This is a genomic window from Pseudomonas sp. (assembly GCF_032058845.1).
Taxonomy (GTDB): Bacteria; Pseudomonadota; Gammaproteobacteria; order Pseudomonadales; family Pseudomonadaceae; genus Aquipseudomonas.
The window spans coordinates 1-22,354 of sequence record NZ_DAMCCR010000048.1; the positions used below are offsets into that span (position 1 = coordinate 1).

Below are 22,354 nucleotides of genomic sequence, written 5' to 3' on the forward strand. Positions count from 1 at the left end.
GGCCAACGTTGGCGTCGCCACGGCCGACCTGTTCCCACGGGTCAGCCTCAGCGGCTTCCTCGGTTTCACGGCCGGGCGCGGCTCGCAGATCGGCAGCGCGGCGGCCAGTGCCTGGGCGCTGGGGCCGAGTATTCAATGGGCGGCGTTTGACCTGGGTAGCGTGCGTGCGCGCCTGCGCGGGGCCAAGGCCGATGCCGAGGGTGCGCTGGCCAGCTACGAGCAGCAGGTGTTGCTGGCTCTGGAGGAATCAAGCAATGCGTTCAGTGACTATGGCAAGCGTCAGCAGCGGCTACAGGCGCTGATCCGCCAGAGCGAAGCGAGTCGCAAGGCCGCAGCGCTGGCCTCGGTGCGCTACCGCGAAGGCAGCGTTGACTATCTGGTGCTGCTCGATGCCGAACGTGAGCGCCTGGCGGCCGAAGACGCCCAGGCGCTGGGCGAAGTCGAGCTGTACCAAGGGATCGTCGACATCTACAAGGCGCTGGGTGGTGGCTGGCAGCCGACCGTGGTCGCCAGCGCCCACTGATCACTCATGTTCGCCCCCGGCCAGCCGGTGGCCGGGGGCTGACTGCGCCTGCTGCGCCAGCCACTCGTGGCGCAGCAGCGCGTATTGCGTCGTATTTTCGTACACCGGCTCGCCCTGTTCGTCGTTGTAGAACGTCACGTACTCCAGGAACAGCCCTTCCAGGCGCATGCCCAGTTTCTCGCACAGGCGTCGCGACGGTTGATTGGTGTCCTCGGCGTAGGCATACAGGCGTCGTGCATTGCACACCGTGAACAGGTGGTTCACCAATGCTGCGGCCGCTTCCAAGGCGTAGCCATGGCCGGCGAAGCGCGGGTTCAGCTGCCAACCGATGGACACTGTGGTGTTTTCCAGTCCGAGTTCGGGTTCAGCAAACAGCTCACCGATCAAGGTGCCGGAATCGGCCAGGCACACCGCCAGGTAACCTTCGCCCTCGGCGCGTTTGCACGCCACCGCACGGGCGGCTGCAAGGTCCGTTACGGCCATGGAGAAAAAGCAGCTGGCCGTGGGCTGGTGCAGGTACTCGAACAGCGCTGCAGCATCGGCTTCTGTGAAACGACGGATGATCAGGCGAGCGGTATGCAAAGGCAGCATGGTAGGGTTCCTGGCAGATGCTTGGCCGACCGATGCGGGTGCCCTGGCGCCCGCATCGCTACTGTAACTGACCTTGACCGGGCCGCATTTGCACAGAAAACGCGCAACTGATAGTGGTTCGCCATTATCCCGGTTCTCGGACGGGTGCGCGCAAGGTTAGAATGCGCAAAACCTGGAGTGCTGATGAATCACGACCGCCTGCCCCCGAGCGACCCCGACGCGATCACCGATGCCGCTGCGCAGTGGTGCCTGCGCCTGCACGCAGACGACTGCACTGACGCCGAGCGGCAGGCATTCGCCGAGTGGCTGGCAGCGGACCCGCGGCACGCCGAGGAGTATCAGGCTGTCGGCAGTATCTGGGACGGCGCCGGGCAGTTGCCACGGGCCCGTGTGGTGTACAACGCCCCCTATCGCGCGCCACCCCTGCGCTACCGCCTGCGGCGTTTCGTCCCGGCCGTAGCCTGTGCACTGCTGGCCTTGCCCCTCGCCGGCTGGATCGGCTGGGAACAAGGCTGGTTGCCCAACCATTACCAGCACCTCAGCACGGGTGACCAGGTGCAGACCGCTCAGCTCAGCGACGGCAGCACGGTCGAGTTGAACCTCAACACCGAGCTGCGCTACTTCAATTTCAAGGATCAGCGCCGCATCACCCTGGTGGAGGGTGAAGCCTTCTTCAAGGTCAGCCACGACAGCGAGCATCCGTTCATTGTCCAGGCCGCGCAGGGCCAGACACGGGTCACCGGCACGCAGTTCAATGTGTGGAAGTACCAGGACCAGGTCAAAGTCACGCTGGTCGAAGGCTCGGTGCTGGTCAGCAGCGCTGGCAACGCCGGTTATCGGCTCGGCCCCGGCATGCAGGCCAGCTACCGCCTGGGCGACTTCGAGCCCACGCTTGCGCAGAGCACCGATGCCGACAACAGCCTGGCCTGGCGCACCGGCAAGCTGGTGCTGGACAACCTGAGCCTGCAACAGGCCCTGCCCGTCATCAATCGCTACCTCGACAAGCCGCTGCGCGTGGCAGATGCGAGCACCGGCAAGATTCGCATCAGCGGCGTGTACAACACGCGCGAGGTCGCGCGGCTGGTCGCCACGCTGCCCAAGGTGCTGCCGGTCTACCTGACCCGCAGCCAGGACGGCGGCACCGTCCTAAACCGCATCGCCCCGCCGCCACCACGCGGGTGAGCGCCGTTACAGCACCATCGCCGCCAACCAGCCGAAGCCCAGCAGCGGCAGGTTGTAATGGATGAAGGTCGGCACCACGGTATCCCAGATGTGGTGATGCTGCCCGTCGACGTTGAGCCCCGAGGTCGGGCCCAGGGTTGAATCCGACGCCGGTGAACCAGCATCACCCAAGGCCCCCGCCGTGCCAACGATGCACACCGTGGCCAGCGGATCGAAGCCCAGCTGAAGGCACAGCGGCACGAAGATTGCGGCGAGGATCGGCACCGTCGAGAACGACGAACCAATGCCCATGGTCACCAGCAGGCCCACCAGCAGCATCAGCAACGCGCCAACGGCCTTGCTGTGGCCGATCCACTGCGCGGCCGTCTCGACCAGCGCCTGCACCTCCCCGGTGGCCTTCATCACCTCGGCAAACCCGGAGGCCGTGATCAGGATGAAGCCAATCATGGCCATCATCTTCATGCCTTCGGTGAACAGGTCATCGGTGTCTTTCCAGCGCACGATCCCCGACAGCGAGAAGATCAGAAACCCGACCATCGCGCCGATGATCATCGAGTCCAGCCACAGCTGTACGACGAACGCGACGAGAATTGCCAATGCCGCCACCAGCAGGGTCAAGGGGTTGTAGCGCACGCTGACCTGCTCGACCTGCTCGATGCGCGCCAGATCATAGTCGCGTTTGCGCCGATAGCTGAAGAACACCGCCACCAGCAACCCGACCAGCATGCCGGCCGCCGGCAAGGCCATGGCGTGGGTGACGTTGATGCCGGTGATGTCGACGCCAGCGCGGCTGACGTTGGCCAGCAGGATCTGGTTGAGGAAGATGTTGCCAAACCCCACCGGCAGGAAGATGTACGGGGTGATCAGGCCGAAGGTGATGACGCAGGCGATCAGCCTGCGGTCGATGCGCAGGCGAGTCAGCACATACAACAGCGGCGGCACCAGCAGCGGAATGAAGGCGATGTGGATCGGCAGGATGTTCTGTGAGGACACCGCCACCACCAGCATCAGGCCGATCATCAGCCATTTCACCTTGCCGCCCTCGGCGTGGCCCTGGCGGTCGATCATGCTCAGGGCGCGGTCAGCCAGGGCATGGGCAAGCCCCGACTTGGCAATGGCCACGGCGAAGGCACCGAGCAACGCGTAGGACAACGCCACCGCCGCGCCCCCACCCAACCCGGCATTGAAGGCCTGCAAGGTGCCGTCCAGGCCCAGGCCACCGACCACGCCACCGACCAGCGCGCCAATGATCAGGGCGATGACCACGTGCACGCGGGACAGGCTCAGGACCAGCATGACGCCGACCGCGGCAATGACTGCATTCATTTCGTGAAGTACCTCGTTACGACAGACAAAAAGCGAGCGCACCGGTGCCAGACTGCGCGTGGCAGGGCCGGTTCGAAGTGGTGGTTGCTATTGGAGGGCGCACACTCTGAAGCACCCTCGCCCGCTTGTCAAAGCCGCGGGGAACGCGTGTTCAAGCGCAGGGCGCGGTTTTTATTAAATACCGAAATAGAGAAAAAATCCGTAGCGCCGACACAGGTTCATGACCCAGGTCAGTACGAGCGGGTGCCAGTGCAGTGCAACAGCCCAAGCAGGATCAAGAAAGGGACAGCACGACACTGCGTTTGAAACGTTTCAGAGCGCAGGCTGGAAGCCGTGCGCGCGGCCAGGCTGGCTCGCTGGCCACTGCTCAGGAAGACCAGGCATGGAAGTATTTCACGCAAGGCACTAGCCCACCGAGCGAACACAGGCGGCGAATGGAGCGCCGCTTGGCTTTGTGCAAATCACCACCGAACCGACCCCAGAATCGATTTCAAGAGACGCTTTCCATGCCCCTGCGCCAACTATCCATTCAATGGAAGATCACCCTGCTGGCCGGCCTGTGCCTGGCCAGCATCGTCACCCTGCTGGTGGGGCTGTCTCTCTACCGGATGAACGCCAGCGCAGGGCTGGTCGAAGCCAGCAGCATGCAGATGCTGAGCAAGGTCGCCCAGGCGCGCCTCGAAGCGCAGAGCGAAGCCCAGGGCCTGACTGTTCGCCGCCAGTTCATGGATGCCTACCAGTATGGCGCTGGCCTTGCCCGGCAACTGATGTTCGTCCGTGAGCAGGCGCAAAAGCGCCAACTCGACGCTCGCGACCTGCGCCAGGACATGACCGATCAGGTCCACAAGGCCTTGCAGGGCAATCCTGACCTGCTCGGCTTTTCGTTGGTGTTCGAGCCCAATGCCCTCGACCAGCGCGACGACCGCTTCAATGGCCAGGAGGCGCTCGGCAGCAATGCTGAAGGTCGCTTTGCGCTGTACTGGTCGCAGCCGCGTGCAGGCCAGCTCACCTCGATGGCCCTGCCTGAGAAGGACCTGGTCGACACCAGCATCGGCCCTAGCGGGGAGCCGGCCAACACCTGGTGGGTGTGCCCTCGCACCACAGCCAAGGTGTGCATCAGCGAGCCGTACTTCTACGCCATCGACGGCCAGCAGGTCCTGATGACCAGCATCGTCTTCCCGCTGATCGAGGGCGGCAAGGTGATCGGTACGCTGTCCACCGACATCAACCTGAACAGTTTGCAGGCCATCAGCGAACGCGCCAGCGCCCGTCTGTATGAGGGCCGTACCACGGTGGGCATCCTCAGCCCGGCGGGTTTGCTCGCGGGTTACAGCGCCGATGCCAGCAAGTTGTCGCAGCGCTATGAGCAAGTCGACCCGGCACAGGGCGCGGAGCTGGTACGCAACCTCGGCCAAGGCCAGGCGCAGCAGGTGCTCGAGCATGAAGCGCGGCTCAAGGTTCTGACCAGCTTCGAGCCGATTCCCGGCAGCAAACGCTGGGGCGTGTTGCTCGACCTGCCGAAAAGCGTGCTGACCGCACCGGCCGAAGCGCTCAAGGGTGAACTCGACACCCTCAATACCCAGGGCATGCTGCTGCAACTGGCGCTCGGCGTCGTGGCGGCGCTGGCCGGGCTGCTGCTGGTGTGGCTGCTGGCGCGTGGCGTAACCCGGCCGATCCTCAACGTGGCCGCCATGCTCAAGGACATCGCCAGTGGCGAGGGCGACCTCACCCGCCGCCTGACCTACGACAAACGTGACGAGCTCGGTGAATTGGCCGGTTGGTTCAACCGCTTTCTCGACAAGCTGCAACCGACCATCGCCGAGGTGAAGCAATCGGTGCAGGCCGCGCGCAGCACCGCCGACCAGTCGGCCGCCATCGCCAGTCAGACCAGCGCCGGTATGGAACAGCAGTACCGCCAGGTCGATCAGGCCGCGACCGCCTCCCTCGAGATGAGCGCAACCGCCCAGGACGTCGCCCGCAGTGCCGCCCAGGCTGCGCAAGCCGCGCGTGATGCCGACCTGGCAACCCGTGAGGGGCTGTCGGTGATCGAGCACACCACCCGCAGCATCGATGCCTTGGCCGCGGACATGAGCACGGCCATGGACCAGGTCGCGGGCCTGGCGCAGAACAGCGACAAGATCGGCTCGGTGCTGGAGGTGATTCGCTCGATCGCCGAGCAGACCAACCTGCTGGCCCTCAATGCCGCCATCGAGGCCGCGCGTGCTGGGGAAGCCGGGCGTGGCTTTGCCGTGGTGGCAGATGAGGTGCGTAACCTTGCCCGCCGCACGCAGGAGTCGGTCGAAGAAACCCGGCAGGTGATCGAGGCGTTGCAGGCAGGCACGCAGGAAGTGGTGGGCGCCATGCAAGGCATCCATCAGCAGGCTCAAGGCGGTGTCGAGCAGGTGTCGGCAGCGGCCACCGCCTTGCAACGCATCGGCAACGCAGTGTCGGTCATTACCGACATGAACCTGCAGATCGCCAGCGCCGCCGAGGAACAGAGCGCGGTGGACGAAGAGATCAACAGCAACATCGCGACCATTCGCGATGTGACTGAATCGCTATCCGGGCAAGCCAATGAGTCGGCGCGGGTGAGCCAGTCGCTGAACCAGCTGGCGAATCAGCAGCAGGGGTTGATGGACCAGTTTCGGGTCTAGTCCTCAGGGGCGCGTGCAGTTTCTACTGCGTGCGCCCTGGCCTGCTGAGGGTGGAGCGGCGCAGTGAGTGGTTCGAGGCAGGCCGCCCTTGGGCTTTGCCTGAACAACCCTGAGCGGTGGTCAGGCAATTTCACACCGAACCTGGGACATCGTCCCTCCCGCTACTGGTTTCCTGCACACCTGCATCATGTCCAGCGCTACAGGTGTTGGACGCCTGCAAACGTAAATCGGGCCGCCAGCCCTTTGCCCCTGCATGATGCGCAGGGGCAAAGGGTTAGCAGCCCGATCTCTCAACCCAGCCTGGTGCTGTCAGTCAGCCAAGCGCCAGGTCGTGGTGCCCTTGCTGTCTTCCAACACCACGCCCATCGCCGTCAACTGATCACGAATCCGATCGGATTCTGCCCAGTTCTTGTCGCTGCGCGCCTGTAGGCGGGTCTGGATCAGCGCCTCGACCTCAGCCGCATCGACCTTGCCTTCAGCCCCTGCGCGCAGGAAGTCATCGGCCTCGAGTTGCAGCACACCCAGCACATCGCCCAGCTCGCGCAAGCGTCCGGCCAGGCCGGCAGCGGCCTGCGGGTCGCTGTCGCGCAGGCGGTTGATCTCGCGCACCAGATCGAACAGCACGGCGCAGGCTTCGGGGGTGCCGAAGTCGTCGTTCATAGCGGCGGTGAACCGCTCGACGAACGCTTCGCCACCGGCTGGCGCGACACGGGGCAGGCCGCGCAGCGCATGGTAGAAACGCTCGAGCGCGGCCTTGGCGTCGCGCAGGCTGTCTTCGGAGTAGTTGATGGCGCTGCGGTAGTGGCTGGCCACCAGCAGGTAGCGCACCACTTCAGGGTGATACTTCTCGAGCACGTCGCGAAGGGTGAAGAAGTTGTTCAACGACTTGGACATCTTCTCGCCATTGATACGAATCATCCCGCAATGCATCCAGGCGTTGGCGTACTGCTTGCCAGTGGCCGCCTCGCTCTGCGCAATCTCGTTCTCGTGGTGCGGGAATTCCAGATCGCTGCCGCCGCCGTGAATGTCGAAGCTCTCGCCCAGGCAGCAGGTGGACATCACCGAGCACTCGATGTGCCAGCCCGGACGGCCCGGGCCCCACGGCGACTCCCAGCTCGGCTCGCCCGGCTTGACGCCCTTCCACAGGACGAAGTCGAGTGGATCCTGCTTGGACTCGCCCACTTCGATGCGCGCACCGATGCGCAGGTCTTCGACCTTCTTGCGCGACAACTTGCCGTAACCGACGAACTTGCCGACGCGGTAGTACACGTCGCCGTTGCCCGGTGCGTAGGCATAGCCTTTGTCGATCAGGGTCTGGATCATCGCATGCATGCCGGGGATATGGTCAGTGGCACGTGGCTCCTGATCCGGCGGCAGGATGTTGAGGCGGCGCTCATCTTCGTGCATGGCATCGATCATGCGCGCGGTCAGCTCATCGAAGCGCTCGCCGTTCTCGTTGGCGCGGTTGATGATCTTGTCGTCGATGTCGGTGATGTTGCGCACGTAGGTCAGTGCGTAGCCGCTTTTACGCAACCAGCGGGTGACCAGGTCGAAAGCCACCATGCTGCGGCCGTGGCCCAGGTGGCAGTAGTCGTACACGGTCATGCCGCACACGTACATGCGCACGTTGTTGCCATCGAGCGGCTTGAAGACTTCTTTCTGCTTGCTCAGGGTGTTGTAAACGGTAAGCACGACGGTTCCTCAGCTGCCCCAGGAGTCACGCAGGGTGACGGTGCGATTGAACACGGGACGGCCCGGCTGGCTGTCCTTCAGGTCGACGCAGAAGTAGCCTTCGCGCTCGAACTGGAAGCGGTCTTCGGCTTGCGCCTGGGCCAGCGACGGCTCGGCGCGGCAGCCGCTGAGCACCTCCAGGGAGCCGGGGTTGATGTTGTCGAGGAAGCTGCCGCCGTCGTCGGTCTTTTCCGGATTGGCGGAGCGGAACAGGCGGTCGTACAGGCGCACTTCGCATTCCACGCTGTCAGCGACCGGCACCCAGTGGATCACGCCCTTGACCTTGCGCCCTTCCGGGTTCTTGCCGAGGGTGTCCGGGTCATACGAGCAGCGCAGCTCAGTGATGTTGCCATCGGCGTCCTTGATGGCTTCGTCGGCACGGATCACATAGCTGCCGCGCAGGCGCACTTCACCGGCCGGCTCCAGGCGCTTGTAGCCCTTGGGCGGCTCTTCCATGTAGTCGTCGCGGTCGATGTACAGCTCGCGGGCGAAAGGCAAGGTGCGCACGCCCATGTCTTCTTTCGGGTGGCGCGGCAGTTCGAGTTGCTCGACCTGGCCTTCCGGGTAGTTGGTGATGACCACTTTCAACGGGCGCAGCACGCACATGGCACGCGGGGCGGTGCGGTCGAGGTCATCGCGGATGCTGAATTCGAGCATGGACATGTCGACCACGCCGTCGGAGCGGTTGGTGCCGATCATGTCGCAGAAGTTGCGGATCGAGGCCGGGGTATAGCCGCGGCGGCGGTAGCCCGAGAGCGTCGACATGCGCGGGTCGTCCCAGGAGTCGACGTGCTTCTCATCGACCAGCTGCTTGAGCTTGCGCTTGGAGGTGATGGTGTAGTTCAGGTTCAGGCGGCTGAACTCGTACTGACGCGGGTGCGCCGGCACCGGCAGGTTGTCGAGGAACCACTCGTACAGCGGGCGGTGGGCTTCGAACTCGAGCGTGCAGATCGAGTGGGTGATGCCTTCGATGGCATCCGACTGACCGTGGGTGAAGTCGTAGTTCGGGTAGATGCACCAGTCGTTGCCGGTCTGGTGGTGATGCGCGTGACGGATACGATAGAGAATCGGGTCCCGCAGGTTCATGTTCGGCGACGCCATGTCGATCTTGGCGCGCAGCACGCGTTCGCCGTCTTTGAACTCACCGGCTTTCATGCGCGCGAACAGGTCGAGGTTCTCTTCCACACTGCGCTCGCGGAACGGGCTGTTCTTGCCCGCCTCGAACAAGCTGCCGCGGTATTCCTTGGCTTGATCCGGGGTCAGGTCGCAGATATAGGCCTTGCCACGCTTGATCAGCTCGATGGCCCACTCGTGCAACTGGCCGAAATAGTCGGAGGCATAGCGCACCTTGCCCGCCCACTCGAAGCCCAGCCACTTCACATCGCGCTGAATGGCGTCGATGTATTCCTGGTCTTCCTTGGCCGGGTTGGTGTCGTCGAAACGCAGGTGGCAGTCACCGCCGAATTCCTTGGCCAGACCGAAGTTGACACAGATCGACTTGGCGTGGCCGATGTGCAGGTAACCGTTGGGTTCTGGGGGGAAACGGGTGACGATGCGCGCGTGCTTGCCGGCGTCCAGATCGGCCTGAACGATGGGCCGCAGGAAGTTTGCAGGGGCAACAGGCGCGCCTTTGGCTGCAGCGTTGGGCGCGTGATCGGCAGTGGGCTTGCTCATAAGATCCTTGAATGCACGTGTCAGGCCGGGTAGGCCGATTGAATCAAAGCGCCTATCATAGCCGATGCAGTCAAGTGGCTGACAGCCGATGGCCATAATCTGCCGTGATTTGTCCCGCCCTGGCCCCTGGCGCGGCACCTTTGATGTGTCGTGCCGGTCAGAGCACGCGTCAGGTAACCGGTCAGCGCCAACGCGCAGCCACGTTCTTATATGCCTTGAAATAGCGAGTTCCCGCATGTCCAAAGTCAAACTGAGCACCAACCACGGCGATATCGTTCTGCAACTGAACGCCGAGAAAGCCCCGCAGACCGTTGAGAACTTCGTGCAGTACGTCAAGGATGGTCACTTCGATGGCACCATCTTCCACCGCGTGATCAAGGGTTTCATGATTCAGGGCGGCGGTTTCGATGCCAACATGAGCCAGAAGAAAACCCGCGCCACCATTCAGAACGAAGCCGACAACGGTCTGAAAAACGCCAAGTACAGCGTTGCCATGGCGCGCACCATGGAGCCGCATTCGGCCTCCGCGCAGTTCTTCATCAACGCCTCGGACAACGACTTCCTCAACCACAGCGGCAAGAACGTGCAGGGCTGGGGTTATGCGGTGTTTGGCGAAGTGATCGAAGGCCGTGAAATCGTCGACGCCATCGAAAAGGTCGGCACCGGTTCCAAAAGCGGTCACCAGGATGTCCCAGCCGAGGCCGTGGTCATCGAGAAAGCCGAGATCATTGAGTGATACTGCTGATCTCCGATCTGCACCTGCAAGAAGAACGCCCGGACATTACCCGGGCGTTTCTTGATCTGCTCCAAGGCCGCGCCCGCCAAGCCACGGCGCTGTATATCCTGGGCGACTTCTTCGAGGCCTGGATCGGCGACGACGCCATGACGCCATTTCAGCAGTCGATCTGCCAGGCCTTGCGCCAGCTCAGCGACAGCGGCACGCAGGTGCTGCTGATGCACGGCAACCGTGACTTCCTCATCGGCAAGGCATTCTGCAAGGCGGCGGGCTGCACCTTGTTGCCTGACCCGTCCGTGGTCCAGCTCGCTGGTGAGCCCGTGTTGCTGATGCATGGCGACACCTTGTGCACGGGCGATGTGGGCTACATGAAATTGCGCCGCTACCTGCGCAACCCGCTGAGCCTGTGGCTGCTGCGTCACCTGCCGCTGGCCACCCGGCAGAAACTGGCGCGCAAGCTGCGCAATGAAAGCCGCGCGCAAACGCGCATGAAAGCCAGCGATATTGTCGACGTCACCCCGGCTGAAGTGCCCCGGCAGATGGCTGCCCAGGGCGTGCGCACGCTGATTCACGGCCACACGCACCGCCCGGCGGTTCATCCGCTCGAGGTCGACGGCCAGCCGGCCCGGCGTATCGTGCTGGGAGACTGGGATCAGCGCGGCTGGGCCTTGCAGGCCGATGAACACGGTCTGCGCCTGTACGATTTCGCCCTCGAACAGGCCGCCAGTGCCTAGCGCGGGTGACCCTGCCTCGCGGTCACGGCTCCCATCCCGTCCGCCTCGCTGATGCGGTACACCCGATACTGTGGATCAGCCTCGATCTGCGCCTCGGTGAACGGCAGCGGTGCCAGTTGGCCGGCGGCAAAGGCGCGGGTCTGGTCTTCGGCATGGGCCGAAGCCGACTCGCTGGACAGTGAGAACGCCAACAATCCCTGAGCCTGCGGGCCGTGCTCGGTAAAGCTGACCACCTGCAGGTAGCTGGTGCCGCTGACAACCCGGCGCTTGCCCGGCGCCACCGGCACGCTGACCATCGCGTTGTATACGCCCAAGGCCTGCGGGCCACCGGCTACCGGCGTGCCGCCTCCTGACTGCTGCACCTGCCCCCAGTGGCTATCGCTGCCGATCCCCTCCTCCTCCACCTGTGCCAACGACGCCAGTGCCGCCTCACGCAGCTTGGCCCTCACCGCCGCCTGCTCCACCGCCAATCCGCGGGGGGTGTGCTGAGGATCGGCCGGATCGAATGCAACGCGCCACAGCTCGGGCTGGCTGGCCAACGCCTGGAACAGGTGCTGGAAATGCACGAAGCCCAGACCACTACCGAGTTCGGCCTTGCCATTCCAGGCCTGCAGGCGGGTGCACAGTGCGGCCAGATCAGGCTGTACCGAGCTGCACCACTGCCGCAGGTCAGGCAAGAGCAACTCGGCCAGGTACACATCGTTGTCCAACACCAGGTCGCGCAATGCCGCTGCATCAAACCGGGTGCGGCCCTGCAGACGATCGAGCGCAAAGCGGCTGCGCAGCCCCAGCGGCTGATCGCTGCGGCTCACCACTGGCGAAAAGCCGCTCAGCGGTTGCGCGGGATTGACCATCCAGGCCGAGTCATTGGAGTTCTGCACGAAGTCCCGGCGTTGCAGGCTCGGCAACTGCGTGGCCGGGAAGATCCCTGGCTGCGCAGCCTGCGGATCGACTTTCCAGGCACAGGCCTGACGTGAACCATCGAGCACCACCAGTGGCTGGCCGCTGGCAGCGGGGTCGCTGCAGTGCGCCAGCAGCGACTGATCGACATACGGCACCACCGACTGATTCAGGTACAGCGCTTCACCGCCGGCATCTACCGCCAGGGTGTTGACCCATGGAATGCCCTGGGTCTTGCCGATCGAGCGTTTCAGCGCCCCGAGACTGCTGGCGCGGTTGATCTGATACCACTGCTGCAGGACGCGGGTGTTGTCGAGGTTGGCGTCACGCAGGCTGTAGGCGTGATGGTTGTCCCAGTCCAGGCGCCCGGGCCATTGCACCACGGGGCCAAAGGCCGAGCTGTAGACCTCACGCTGGACGTGCCGGATGTCGCCTTGCGGGTCTTTGACCGAGACCGTCAGGGTCTGGCGCTGCAGCGGACGCGACTGGCCATCGAGCAGGTAGCGGGTCGGATCTTTCGGGTCGAGCTGCAGGCGGTACAGCGTGAAGTGCTTGGACGCATCGACCGTGTGAGTCCAGGCCAGGTGCTGGTTGAAACCGATGTTGATCATTGGCAGGCCCGGCAAGGCAGCGCCCATGACATCCAGCTTGCCCGCGATGGTCAGGTGCATCTGGTAAAAGCGCAGGCCGCCCACCCAGGGGAAGTGCGGGTTGGCCAGCAGCAGCCCGCGGCCATTGGCCGAGCGTTCCGAGCCGAGCGCAATGGCATTGCTGCCGCGTTCTGTGGCGAAGTGCTGCTGGCGCGCCAGGGCGTTGGCAAAGCGTGGATCGACCTGCGCCGTGGCGACCCCTGGCGGGGTCGCGCCGACCAGCGCTTCGGCGAACTGCCCGACGCCCCCTTCTGCCAGCAAGCGGCGGGTCAGCTTGACCAGATCGAGGCTGGTGATGGGCCTGAGCCCGTCGCCGCTGCCGCATTCTGCCGGCAGGCCGTGTGCACTGCGTTCGGCCAGGGCGCGGTTGTAACCGCTGGCATAGCCTTCGAGCAATGCGCGCACCGTGGCCGGCTGGGCCTGCAGGAACGCGTTGACCGCAGTCGGCGTGTTGAGCCAGGTGAAGAACAGGTCGCTGTCGAGGTTGTTGCGCTGCTCGACGGTGGTGCCCTCGCTGCCGAAATGGCGCGAGCGTTCGCCGTTGACCGTCAGCACTTCATCAGCCAACAGGCAGAGGTTGTCCTGGCCATAGGCGTAGCCGATGCCATAGCCCAGGCCTCGCTCGTCCTTGGCCAGAATATGCGGCACACCGAAGCTGGTGCGGCGAATCTGGGCGCTGGCGTCAGCGCTCGCCGCCTGGGCATGAGCGGTGGACGCGGCGGCGACGAGGATCGCCAGTCTGAGGCACGCCAATGGGCGCGAACGTGGAATCACAGGCACTCCTGATCGATCGAGGGTCATCACGATCAAACGAATGGCGCATCCGGAAAATTTACTCGGCCGCGTCGAGTCGCCCGGTGCCGCGTCAGAGGGGGATGTGCAATCTCGATCAGGATTTATTTTCGCCGTGGGTGCAGTTTTTCCGTTTTCATTCGTCTTACTTAGTTGAGGCACACCGATTCAGGACCGTTCATCACAAGGAGTATTCCCATGCACAACCCGACCGCAGATGCTCAGCGGCCCACACCGGGCGGCCCTGTATCATCCGCCAACGCGCAGGGCGCGCACGAGCGCCTGGCCAATGATCGGATTCGTGAACTGCTGCGGGTCTACGGCCTGCGCACCAGTCTGATCCGACTGAAAGTGATCGAGGCCCTGCACGTGGCAGACAAGGACGGTCGGAGCATCGGCGTACGCGGCGTGCATGCCCAACTCGAACAGCTGGACATTCCACTGTCGTTTCTCAGCGTGCGCGAAGTGCTCAAGCGGCTGTGCACCGAGGGCGTGATCGCCTTGGGCAGCGACAAGTGCTACAGCCTCAACCCACCGGCGCGTGCAGCGCTGGAGCGACGTTGAAAGCGACGGCTGGTGAGAACGGCCTGTGAGGACGTCCTGTCAGGCAGGCCTGTCACCAGGATCGGAGTGAAAACGGCCGGTCACAATGACCCGCCGTGAGGCATCAAGGCTTTCTGACCTTGCGGCGCAGGATCCCGTTGATCACCACCACGACGACCGCAATGGCGATGGCCAGGTACTGGAATGTCTGTTCGCTGATGGTGCCCTGTTTCTGCAGATGGGAGAGGCCCAGCATCAGGGCGACTACCACCAGGATGATCAGAATCGAATACTTCAACCGCTGCACATGTGTCATTGAATACGTCCTTTACCGCATCGAAAACCGAAATGTTCATCAAGCGCGGCGCGCATCATAACGCGATGTGCCGGGTGATGGCGCCTGTCCTGAGCGGACATGGCCTGGCGAGAGAGGGTTGCAGGATGCAGCGGCTGTCAAGAACAAGCCGGCACAGATGCCCCGGGGCCTGTCACGATTATCTGGCGACTCTTCCTACGAACGCAGGCCAAACTGCCTGCGACTGTGACCCCATTATTACTACAATCGGCGGCCCGTTTGGCGCCTAGCGACCCCTCAGACGCTGTTCGACAATTTGCCGGGAATCCGGACCGCCGCTTGCGTGCAGGCATGTACCGGCCGTTCAGGCATCGAACCAGCCCCCGTCCGAGGAAATCAACATGGAAATGCCAGATCTTTCCCGTATCGACACTCAGCAACTTCCTGAGTCACTGCAATCCCTCATCGAATGCATCGGCATCGAGAATGCCTACACCCTTACCCGCGCCTATGGCGGCAGGCCCAAGTACATTCCCAAGCACCGCGAGCGTACCCGTCTGGTCGAAATCCTTTCCGACGAGGCGCTCGATGCCTTGATCAAACGCTTCTCCGGCATGGCGCTGGAGATTCCCAAGGTCGATCACTTCCAGCGGCAACTGCGCAACCTGCAGATCCAGGAAGAAAGCGCCAACGGCTGCTCCCGCAGCCTGCTGGCCAACAAATACGGCCTCAGCCTGCGACAGATCGGCAATATCCGCCGCCAGCACTGATCCCTCCCTCACTGGAACTCTCCAGGCATGAAACAGGCAACCAGCCAGGATACGGCAGCTTCGTTCACCCGCATCCTGGCGCTGTCTGCTGACTGAGCCGCTTTTCGATCCGTTGATCCTGCCGTACTGGCACCTCGGGCTCAGCCTCGTCAAAAGTCCCGTTTATAGAAGATATCCAGCGAACTGGCGACGCCACTGGCTGCCTCCACATAGACCTTCTTGCTGAGCTTGTAGCGCAGGGCAATGGTGTTGGCCGGCTCGAAAACACCTACGCCATAGCGCAGGCTCAAGCGCTCGGTCAGGTTGCCGCTGGCGACCACACTGGTGGTGTTGCCACTGCCCTCGGTATCGAGCTGGAAATCCTCGATACCCAAGCGGGTGGCCAGGCTGCCGGTCATGCCCGCACTGCCCGCCAGCCCCAGGCCCAGGGCCGCTTGAGCCAGCATGTTGTTGTCTTCGCCCGTGTTGCCCAACGGGCGCCCCAGCACCAGGTAGGACAACGCCTGCTCCTGGCTCATGGCGGGTTCGGCAAAGACGGTCGCAGTCGGCTGCTCGGCGTTGCCAGCGAGGCGAATGCCAGCGGTTACGTCATCGACCTGACGAATCGCTTCGATGTCCAGGTAAGGCTGGGCGATGGGCCCGGCGAACAGCAGACGCGCGCGTCGGATCGTCAGGCGCTGGCCATAGGCACGGTAGCGACCGTCAGCCAGGTTCAGTTCGCCGCGGGTGTCCATGTTGTCACCGATGTGCACGCGCCCTTTGAGGTTGGCCGTGAGGCCGAAACCGCTGAAGGCCAGCTTTTCGCGCCCGACCTCCACATCGATGTCCATGGCCATTGCCATGGGCGGCTTGCCCTCCTCGGTCTGTTGACCCACGATCACCGTGTCATCCGAGACCTTCACCGTCGACGGTGGCAGTTGGCGAATGGTGATCTTGCCCTTGGGCACCTGCACTTTGCCGACGATCGCCAGCTTGTCGTCGATCAGGCGAATGTTCAGATCGGGTGAGAGCTCCAGCGTGGCGTAGGGCTCGACCGTGACCGGCAGTTGCTGACCTTGCAGACGGACATCGACGCCCAGCGCCTGGCCCCAGTTGATCTGCCCGCCAATCTGCCCACGCCCGGTCTCACCGCTGCGCCAGCCGCCGCTCAATCGGACCTGCTCTCCGGCAATGGCGGCCTGGATCGACAGGTCCTGCAGGCTGATTGGCAACTCGCCCCCGCTGACTTCACCGCCGGTGAGGTTCAGATTGCCGTTCACCTGCGGCGCCATCAGGGTCCCCGAGATACGCCCACTGCCATTGAGCTGACCGGCCAGCCGCTCGACCATTGGCGCAAATGGCCGGGCGATGGCGATATCCAGACCGCTGAGCGTGAAGTCGCCCGACACAGGCTTGTCTGCCGCCACCGGGTCGATGCGCGCATTGAGGCTCAGCGCACCCAGGCCTTTGCCCTGGAAGGTCAGCTGCGTGTCGACCCGACGCGGCGCCAAGGTGCTGTCCAGGCGCAGGGCCTGATACGGGAAGGCGATCCAGCGGTCCTGGTCGCGCAGGCTCAGGGTCCCGCCGCTGGCGTCGACACGCACGGTACCTTTCGGGCCACTGGCCGGCACGTCGAGGTTGACGTCTGCATTGAGCAGGCCTTTCCAGGCGAAGTCCTTGGGCATCCACTGCGCCAGGCTCTCGAGCGGGAACTGCTTGAGGTGATAGCGAATGCGTGGCTCGGGAGCCAGCCGCTGGTCATCCCCGCACAGGCTGGCCTGACCGGAGCGCCAGCAGTGGGCGCCGAAGTCGAGCTGACCACTGGCCAGGTACTTCAGGCTGGCCGGCCCTTGCAGGCGCCAATCCTGACCGCCGGCCTGAATGCGACCGGTGGCCAGACGCCCCCGCCAGTCGCCCTTGGCCAGCGTGCCGTCCAGGGCCAGGTCGAGCTTGAGCTGCGGTCCGTCGAGGCCGAGGGTCAGGGCCTGCTGGCTGAGGGTGCCCTTGCCCTTGGCGACCAGGGTGCCCAGCGCAGTGTCGCCGGCGTTGATCGCCGTGGCTTTGAGATCGATCACGCCACGCTGGGCGTTGTCGAGGTTGGCAGTGAGGTCCAGGCGCTGGATGCGGTTGGTGTCCTGGGCGAGGTTCTGCCCCAACAGGGTCAGCTTGCCTTGCGGCGCATCCAGGGTGCCAGCGACGTCCAACTGGCCCTTCATCTGGCCTTGCAGGCCCGGCCACAGCTGGCCCAGGCGCGGCATGTCGATGTCGATGCGCCCGGCCAGACGCTGCGCCAGGCTGCCGCTGCCGTTGATGCGGTTGGCCCCCAACTGCACCGCCAGTGCACCGAGGGTCCAGCGCTCGCCGGCGCCGTTGGCGTCAACCTTGAACACCGCAGGTTGGCCGCGCAGGCGGCCCTTGAGGTCCAGCTGCGCGGTGAGGTCGAGCTGCTCGTCTTTGATCTGGCCTTTGCTGCGCAGCGGCCCTGCCAGGGTACCGGGCAGTTGCGCCACCCAATAGGCCGGATCGAGCGCCGACAGTTGCAGGTCGACGTCCCAGGCCAGGGCGTCGGCGAACTGCAGGGCAACGCTGCCCGCCGCCTTGCCCTGCCCGGCGTTCATTACCAGCTTGGGCAGGCGCACCTGCTTGAGGTCGCCCTCGAACGGGCTGGCCAGGCTGAACGCCCCGGCCGGGCCATCCAGGTCACCGTTGAACTGGCCGGTGTAGGTGCCCTCGATGTAATTGACCTGCGCCTTGAGCCGCTTGAGGGTGACCTGTGGCGGCTGCTCCAGTGGATAGAGGCGCAGCCAGGGGAAGTCGAACCAGTCCAGCTTCGCGTCGGCCTTAAGGCCCGCTTGCCAGTCGGCATTGGCCTGCAGGGTGAGGCGTTGCTTGTCGTTCGCGGTCAGGTTAAGGCCTTTGAGTTGCGCACCTTTGGCATCGGCGCGGCCGGTCAGCATCAAGGCGATGGGCCCTTTGTCGGCCGGCAACTGAGCGGTGCCGTTCAGGTCGAAGCCGTCTTTCAAGTCTCCCGTAGCATTGAGCTGCAAGTCATTGAATTGCAACGTATCAGGTAAGGACTGAGTGGGCTTGAACGCTTTGGATCGAATCTGCACCGTGGCCGGGAGGTTCTCGGCCAGTGCCTGTACCTGCCCGGTCAAGGTGGCGTCGAGATAGCCTTGGGTAGTGGCGTTGAGCGCCAAGGTCTTCTGCAGGTCGCCGCTGATGTTCAGCTGGAGCTGCAGCGGCTTGTCGTCCACCGGCGGCAACTGCACGCTGCCGCTCAACTGCAGGGGCCAGTCGCCGTTGGGTTGCACCAGGCCCTGCAACTCGGCCTGCAGGTCTTCACGTTGCACCTGCAGGCGATCGATGCGCAGGCCCTCTGCGGTCCAATGCGCTGCCAGTTGCAGGTCGCCGAGCAGCTCGTTGCCATCCAGGCGCAGTTGGCCGACCTTGAGCTCGCCCACTTCGATGGACAGCGGCAGGTCGAGCTTGGGCAACTGCAGGGGGCCGCTGTCCGGGTCGGGCTCGCTGGGCGCGAAGGCCATGTCGATGCGTTCGGCCTGCAGCCGCTCGATGCACAGCGCCGAGCGCAGCAGGCAGGCTGGCGTCCAGTCCAGGCGCGGTGCCTGGACGACGATACGGCTCTTGCCGTCGTCCCATACCAGCTCGCTGGCCTGCCAGTGCCCGCCGAGCCGCCCCTGGAACTCGCTGACCTGCAAGCCGGGCACCAGACCCAGCGCCCAGCGGCTGCCGCTCTGGCTGCCCAGTACCACGGCCAGCGCGACCATCACCAGCACGATGACCGCAAGCAGCACCAGCAGTCCTGCCTTCAACCCCTTCTTCACCCCTACCCTCACAGTTCTGGCCCCATCGAGAAGTGCAGGCGGATACCGCCGTCGTCGTCCAGCGCCTTGGCCAGGTCAAGGCGTAGCGGGCCGATCGGTGAGACCCAGCGTACACCGAAGCCGACACCCGTCTTGAGGCTGCCGAGGTCGAGGTCGTTGAACGCGTTGCCCTGGTCCACGAAGGTGGCCACGCGCCATTTCTCTGTCAGCGAATACTGGTACTCGGCGCTGGCCGCTACCATGTAGCGCCCGCCAATGCGGTCGCCGTCGCCGTTCTTCGGCGACAGGGTCTGGTAGTCATAGCCACGCACGCTCTGGTCGCCACCGGCGAAGAAGCGCAAGGACGGTGGCACGTTCTTCTTGTAGTCATCGGTGGCGCTGCCGCCGAACTGCACACGGCCGAGGAAGCGGTGATTCTGCGCAACGGTGGTCAGGCCTTTGAGGGTCACGTTGCCGTACAGCAGGTTGGAATCCGAACCCAACCCTTCTTTTGCCACCTTGCTGTCGAACTGCACGCGGTAGCCGTTGTGCGGGTCGATGCGGTTGTCGCTGCGCAGGTAGGCGTAGCTGATGCCGGGCATCAGCAGGTTGCTCAGGCCTGCGTCGTCGCCGAGCTTGTATTCTTCGCGCTGGTACTTGAGGGAAATCACCCGCTGCCAGCCGCTGGGCAACTTGCTGTGCCATTCAGGGCCGACGGTGAGCAACTGGCTGACCGTGTCGGTGCCGGCCAGCTCTTCATTCTGATAGCCGCCGGCAAAACGCAGTTTATCGGTGAGCGGCGGGTCGAGCGGCACGTCGTACCACAGGCCGACGTTCTGCCGCGGCGCCGAGAGCTCGGCTTCCCAGCCGTAGCTGTGGCCCTGCGGGTTGACCCAGTGACGGGTCCAGTTGGCTTTACCGCGCGGGCCCACGTCCGTCGAGAAGCCCAGACCCAGGCCGAGGGTGCGCGGTTTGCGGGTTTCCAGGTTGACCGCCACAGGCACCTGGTCGTTGACCGCTGCGGTGGGCGCGGCGTCGACCCGGACACCTTCGAAATAGCCGCTCGACTGCAGGTCGTTGGTGAGCTCGGCGATCAGCTCGGAGTCATACGGCGTACCAGGCTTGAACGCGACCATGCGCTGCAGCAGGTCGTTGTCGAGCACCGTGTCGCCGCTGAAGCTGACCGCGCCCAGGCGGTAGCGCGGACCGCTCTGGTACACCAGTTCGATGTCGGCGATGCCGGCACGCGGGTCGACGGCCAGGCGCTGGCGGCTGAAGCGCCCGCTGAAGAACCCGTAGCGCGAGGCCTGATTCTGAATCAGGCTCTTGGCGTCTTCGTAATAGCCGTGATTGAGCGGCTGGCCTGGGCGCAGCAGTTTGCTGTCGGGCACCCGAAAGGCGGCCATCTCGCTGGCCGGCCCGTCGATGCGCACGGTGACGTTGCGCAGGCGCACTGGCTCACCGGGCTGGATCGACAGCACCAGGCGGGACGGCTGGTCGGCCGTACCCGACGGTTGCACCTCGGAGGCAATCTGCGCCTGGTAGTAGCCCAGCGCCTGCGCGGCTTTACGCGCCTGCTCCTCGGCACCGCGACTGAAGCGCGACAATGCATCTTCATCGCGATTGCCCAGGCTACCCACATAGCCCTCGATATTCGCCTTCAGCGCCTTGTTGGCCGGGTTTACCCGTACCACCAACTCGCTCTGGCCCCATGCACTGAAACTGGCGACCCAGATGACCAGGCCCCAGGTAACTCTTCCTGAATAACTCATGCGCGGCATGCTACCAGAGGCGTGTGTCGATGGAAGCGCTTTGCCGAGCACTCATGTCGGTACCGCGTGCGACGAGGTCGGTGATGGGTGGAAAAACACCTGCTCACTGACTGGCCCGACCGGGACTTCGCCGAGCATCTGGTAGTTCAGCCGTTGCAGGAACAGCATGGCGTGAGGGTTGCTGGTGTTGAGCACCACGCCTTCGGTCTGCGGATCTTCTGCACACCAGTTGTGTACCACTTGCAGCAACTGGTTGGCGTAGTGCTCGCCCTGAAAGTCAGGGTGAATACCCAGCAGCGGCAGGACGTGCACCTGCTCGCTGGGCAGCCAGGTAGACAGCGCGCCCTGATAGTCGAGGTAGCGACGGGTGCTGCGCAAGCCCGCGCCCAGGATCATGCGCAGGCGCCAGGCCCAGCTGTCGGCCACACCCAATCGGCGCTGCGGAGGCACGATGAGCGCGACGGCCACCAGGCGGTCATCGACCAGCAGGCCGATCGCCGGCAGGTCGAAGTTGAAATGTTGGCGTACCCATTCCTTGATCACCGCTTTCAAGCGGCGCTGATAGCCATTGCGTTTGGCATCGAACAGGTAGGTGTAGGTGGGCTCGGGTGCGTAGGCTTGCAACAACAGTGCACGCACTTCACGGGCGAAGCCGCCGTCAAGCATGCAGACCTGCGTTTCAGACGTCGTTGTCATGGCGGATAGAGCTCCTGGAATGGCCGTTTAGCCTTGGAGGCGTGCCGCTTCGCTTCGTTCACCCGCACGCGCGCCGGGTGGCGTTGTGCTGGTGATCAAGACGTGAGTCCGCTAGCATCCGGCCTTTTACCAGGGTCAGCGTTTCCCATGAAAATCGTCTGTTTCAACATCAATGGCCTGCGCGCCCGCCCGCATCAATTGGCTGCGCTGATCGAGAAGCATCAGCCTGATGTCATCGGCCTGCAGGAAACCAAGGTCAGCGACGAGCAGTTCCCCTTGGCCGACATCCAGGCGCTGGGCTACCACGTGCACTACCACGGTCAGAAAGGCCACTACGGTGTGGCCCTGCTCTCGCGCCAAGCGCCGCTGAGCCTGTTCAAAGGTTTTGCCACTGATGAGGAGGACGCCCAGCGGCGCTTCATCTGGGGCACCTTCGCCGATGCCAACGGCACGCCGATCACCATCATGAATGGCTATTTCCCGCAGGGCGAAAGCCGCGACCACCCCACCAAGTTTCCGGCAAAGCAGCGTTTCTACAGCGATCTGCAGGCGCTGCTCGAAGGTCAGTTCAGCAACGATCAGGCAGTGATCGTGATGGGTGATGTGAACATCTCGCCGGAAGACGCCGACATCGGCATCGGCCCGGACAATGCCAAGCGCTGGCTGAAGACCGGCAAGTGCAGCTTCCTGCCTGAAGAACGGGAATGGATGGCGCGCTTGAAGGGCTGGGGCCTGACGGACAGCTTCCGCCACCTGTACCCGCAGGTCAGTGACCGCTTCAGCTGGTTCGATTACCGCAGCCGGGGTTTCGAGGACGAGCCCAAGCGAGGCCTGCGCATCGACCTCATCATGACCTCCCACGGCTTGCTGCCACGGGTCAAGGATGCTGGCGTGGATTACGAATTGCGGGGGATGGACAAACCGTCGGACCATGCGCCGATCTGGCTTGAATTGAGCTGAACCTGCGCAGATGAACAAAAGG

General features: G+C 64.1%; 17 protein-coding genes and 1 pseudogene. 9 read left to right on the forward strand and 9 right to left on the reverse strand.

Annotated features, from left to right (window positions below):
* Positions 1–523, forward strand: a 523-nt coding sequence (locus RT028_RS11150; RefSeq protein ID WP_312934882.1) for a TolC family protein, incomplete at its 5' end; no start/stop codon positions are given.
* Here the strand turns inward: RT028_RS11150 and RT028_RS11155 are convergent.
* Positions 524–1,114 (reverse strand): GNAT family protein, encoded by a 591-nt coding sequence (locus RT028_RS11155; protein WP_312934883.1) that lies wholly within the window; start codon positions 1,112–1,114, stop codon positions 524–526.
* A 183-nt stretch (positions 1,115–1,297) separates the two neighbouring features.
* Here RT028_RS11155 and RT028_RS11160 point away from each other — a divergent pair, with 183 nt between their 5' ends.
* Complete coding sequence (locus RT028_RS11160) at positions 1,298–2,296, forward strand: FecR family protein (RefSeq protein ID WP_312934885.1); 999 nt, start codon at positions 1,298–1,300, stop codon at positions 2,294–2,296.
* Positions 2,297–2,302: 6 nt separating this feature from the next.
* Here the strand turns inward: RT028_RS11160 and RT028_RS11165 are convergent, their stop codons facing one another.
* Positions 2,303–3,622: a Na+/H+ antiporter family protein gene (locus tag RT028_RS11165; protein WP_312934887.1), complete on the reverse strand. Its 1,320-nt coding sequence runs from the start codon at positions 3,620–3,622 to the stop codon at positions 2,303–2,305.
* A gap of 827 nt (positions 3,623–4,449) precedes the next feature.
* Between RT028_RS11165 and RT028_RS20325 the strand changes: the two are divergent.
* Positions 4,450–5,418 (forward strand): annotated as a pseudogene (locus tag RT028_RS20325) (HAMP domain-containing protein); the annotation flags it as partial.
* A gap of 102 nt (positions 5,419–5,520) precedes the next feature.
* Positions 5,521–6,276, forward strand: a complete 756-nt coding sequence (locus RT028_RS20330) for a methyl-accepting chemotaxis protein (protein WP_409567237.1) — start codon at positions 5,521–5,523, stop codon at positions 6,274–6,276.
* Positions 6,277–6,585: 309 nt separating this feature from the next.
* Here RT028_RS20330 and cysS read toward each other — a convergent pair whose 3' ends face one another.
* Together cysS and RT028_RS11180 are read right to left on the reverse strand one after the other, a co-directional pair.
* Positions 6,586–7,968 carry a cysteine--tRNA ligase gene (cysS, locus tag RT028_RS11175; RefSeq protein WP_312934889.1) on the reverse strand — a complete coding sequence of 461 codons (1,383 nt, stop codon included), beginning with the start codon at positions 7,966–7,968 and terminating at the stop codon, positions 6,586–6,588.
* Positions 7,969–7,977: 9 nt separating this feature from the next.
* Positions 7,978–9,681, reverse strand: a complete 1,704-nt coding sequence (locus RT028_RS11180) for a glutamine--tRNA ligase/YqeY domain fusion protein (protein ID WP_312934890.1) — start codon at positions 9,679–9,681, stop codon at positions 7,978–7,980.
* 235 nt (positions 9,682–9,916) lie between these two features.
* Here RT028_RS11180 and RT028_RS11185 point away from each other — a divergent pair, with 235 nt between their 5' ends.
* Complete coding sequence (locus RT028_RS11185) at positions 9,917–10,417, forward strand: peptidylprolyl isomerase (RefSeq protein WP_312934892.1); 501 nt, start codon at positions 9,917–9,919, stop codon at positions 10,415–10,417.
* Complete coding sequence (gene lpxH, locus RT028_RS11190) at positions 10,414–11,151, forward strand: UDP-2,3-diacylglucosamine diphosphatase (protein ID WP_312934894.1); 738 nt, start codon at positions 10,414–10,416, stop codon at positions 11,149–11,151. The genes RT028_RS11185 and lpxH overlap by 4 nt, the downstream gene beginning before the upstream one ends.
* On the opposite strand, the gene RT028_RS11195 is transcribed toward lpxH, so the two are convergent.
* A complete protein-coding gene (locus tag RT028_RS11195) occupies positions 11,148–13,475 on the reverse strand; it encodes an acylase (RefSeq protein WP_312934895.1) in 2,328 nt (775 codons plus the stop codon). The genes lpxH and RT028_RS11195 overlap by 4 nt on opposite strands.
* Positions 13,476–13,691: 216 nt before the next feature.
* On the opposite strand from RT028_RS11195, the gene RT028_RS11200 reads away from it, so the two are divergent.
* Positions 13,692–14,057 (forward strand): fe2+ zn2+ uptake regulation protein, encoded by a 366-nt coding sequence (locus tag RT028_RS11200; protein ID WP_312934896.1) that lies wholly within the window; start codon positions 13,692–13,694, stop codon positions 14,055–14,057.
* Positions 14,058–14,160: 103 nt separating this feature from the next.
* On the opposite strand, the gene RT028_RS11205 is transcribed toward RT028_RS11200, so the two are convergent.
* On the reverse strand, positions 14,161–14,352 hold the full coding sequence (locus RT028_RS11205; RefSeq protein ID WP_312934898.1) for a hypothetical protein: 192 nt from the start codon (positions 14,350–14,352) through the stop codon (positions 14,161–14,163).
* A 380-nt stretch (positions 14,353–14,732) separates the two neighbouring features.
* On the opposite strand from RT028_RS11205, the gene RT028_RS11210 reads away from it, so the two are divergent.
* Positions 14,733–15,101 carry a Mor transcription activator family protein gene (locus tag RT028_RS11210; protein ID WP_312934900.1) on the forward strand — a complete coding sequence of 123 codons (369 nt, stop codon included), beginning with the start codon at positions 14,733–14,735 and terminating at the stop codon, positions 15,099–15,101.
* A 149-nt stretch (positions 15,102–15,250) separates the two neighbouring features.
* Here the strand turns inward: RT028_RS11210 and RT028_RS11215 are convergent, their stop codons facing one another.
* The 3 genes from RT028_RS11215 to RT028_RS11225 all read right to left on the reverse strand — a co-directional run bounded on the left by RT028_RS11215 (position 15,251) and on the right by RT028_RS11225 (position 21,372).
* A complete protein-coding gene (locus RT028_RS11215) occupies positions 15,251–18,868 on the reverse strand; it encodes a translocation/assembly module TamB domain-containing protein (protein WP_409567238.1) in 3,618 nt (1,205 codons plus the stop codon).
* Between the two features lie 65 nt (positions 18,869–18,933).
* The gene (locus tag RT028_RS11220; RefSeq protein ID WP_312934904.1) at positions 18,934–20,676 is read right to left on the reverse strand and encodes an autotransporter assembly complex family protein; all 1,743 of its coding nucleotides are present in this window, start codon (positions 20,674–20,676) and stop codon (positions 18,934–18,936) included.
* Between the two features lie 51 nt (positions 20,677–20,727).
* Positions 20,728–21,372 (reverse strand): GNAT family N-acetyltransferase, encoded by a 645-nt coding sequence (locus RT028_RS11225; protein WP_312934905.1) that lies wholly within the window; start codon positions 21,370–21,372, stop codon positions 20,728–20,730.
* 147 nt (positions 21,373–21,519) lie between these two features.
* Here RT028_RS11225 and xthA point away from each other — a divergent pair, with 147 nt between their 5' ends.
* Positions 21,520–22,332, forward strand: coding sequence for an exodeoxyribonuclease III (gene xthA, locus RT028_RS11230; protein ID WP_312934907.1), 813 nt, complete (start codon positions 21,520–21,522; stop codon positions 22,330–22,332).
* The last annotated feature ends 22 nt before the right edge of the window (positions 22,333–22,354 follow it).

Excerpts from the sequence above, each read along its gene's own strand:
- RT028_RS11155 (WP_312934883.1), bottom strand. The coding sequence starts at position 1,114 with ATGCTGCCTTTGCATACCGCTCGCCTGATCATCCGTCGTTTCACAGAA.
- RT028_RS11160 (WP_312934885.1), top strand. The coding sequence starts at position 1,298 with ATGAATCACGACCGCCTGCCCCCGAGCGACCCCGACGCGATCACCGAT.
- RT028_RS11165 (WP_312934887.1), bottom strand. The coding sequence starts at position 3,622 with ATGAATGCAGTCATTGCCGCGGTCGGCGTCATGCTGGTCCTGAGCCTG.
- RT028_RS20330 (WP_409567237.1), top strand. The coding sequence starts at position 5,521 with ATGGAACAGCAGTACCGCCAGGTCGATCAGGCCGCGACCGCCTCCCTC.
- RT028_RS11180 (WP_312934890.1), bottom strand. The coding sequence starts at position 9,681 with ATGAGCAAGCCCACTGCCGATCACGCGCCCAACGCTGCAGCCAAAGGC.
- RT028_RS11185 (WP_312934892.1), top strand. The coding sequence starts at position 9,917 with ATGTCCAAAGTCAAACTGAGCACCAACCACGGCGATATCGTTCTGCAA.
- RT028_RS11200 (WP_312934896.1), top strand. The coding sequence starts at position 13,692 with ATGCACAACCCGACCGCAGATGCTCAGCGGCCCACACCGGGCGGCCCT.
- RT028_RS11205 (WP_312934898.1), bottom strand. The coding sequence starts at position 14,352 with ATGACACATGTGCAGCGGTTGAAGTATTCGATTCTGATCATCCTGGTG.
- RT028_RS11210 (WP_312934900.1), top strand. The coding sequence starts at position 14,733 with ATGGAAATGCCAGATCTTTCCCGTATCGACACTCAGCAACTTCCTGAG.
- RT028_RS11215 (WP_409567238.1), bottom strand. The coding sequence starts at position 18,868 with ATGGTCGCGCTGGCCGTGGTACTGGGCAGCCAGAGCGGCAGCCGCTGG.
- RT028_RS11220 (WP_312934904.1), bottom strand. The coding sequence starts at position 20,676 with ATGAGTTATTCAGGAAGAGTTACCTGGGGCCTGGTCATCTGGGTCGCC.
- RT028_RS11225 (WP_312934905.1), bottom strand. The coding sequence starts at position 21,372 with ATGACAACGACGTCTGAAACGCAGGTCTGCATGCTTGACGGCGGCTTC.
- xthA (WP_312934907.1), top strand. The coding sequence starts at position 21,520 with ATGAAAATCGTCTGTTTCAACATCAATGGCCTGCGCGCCCGCCCGCAT.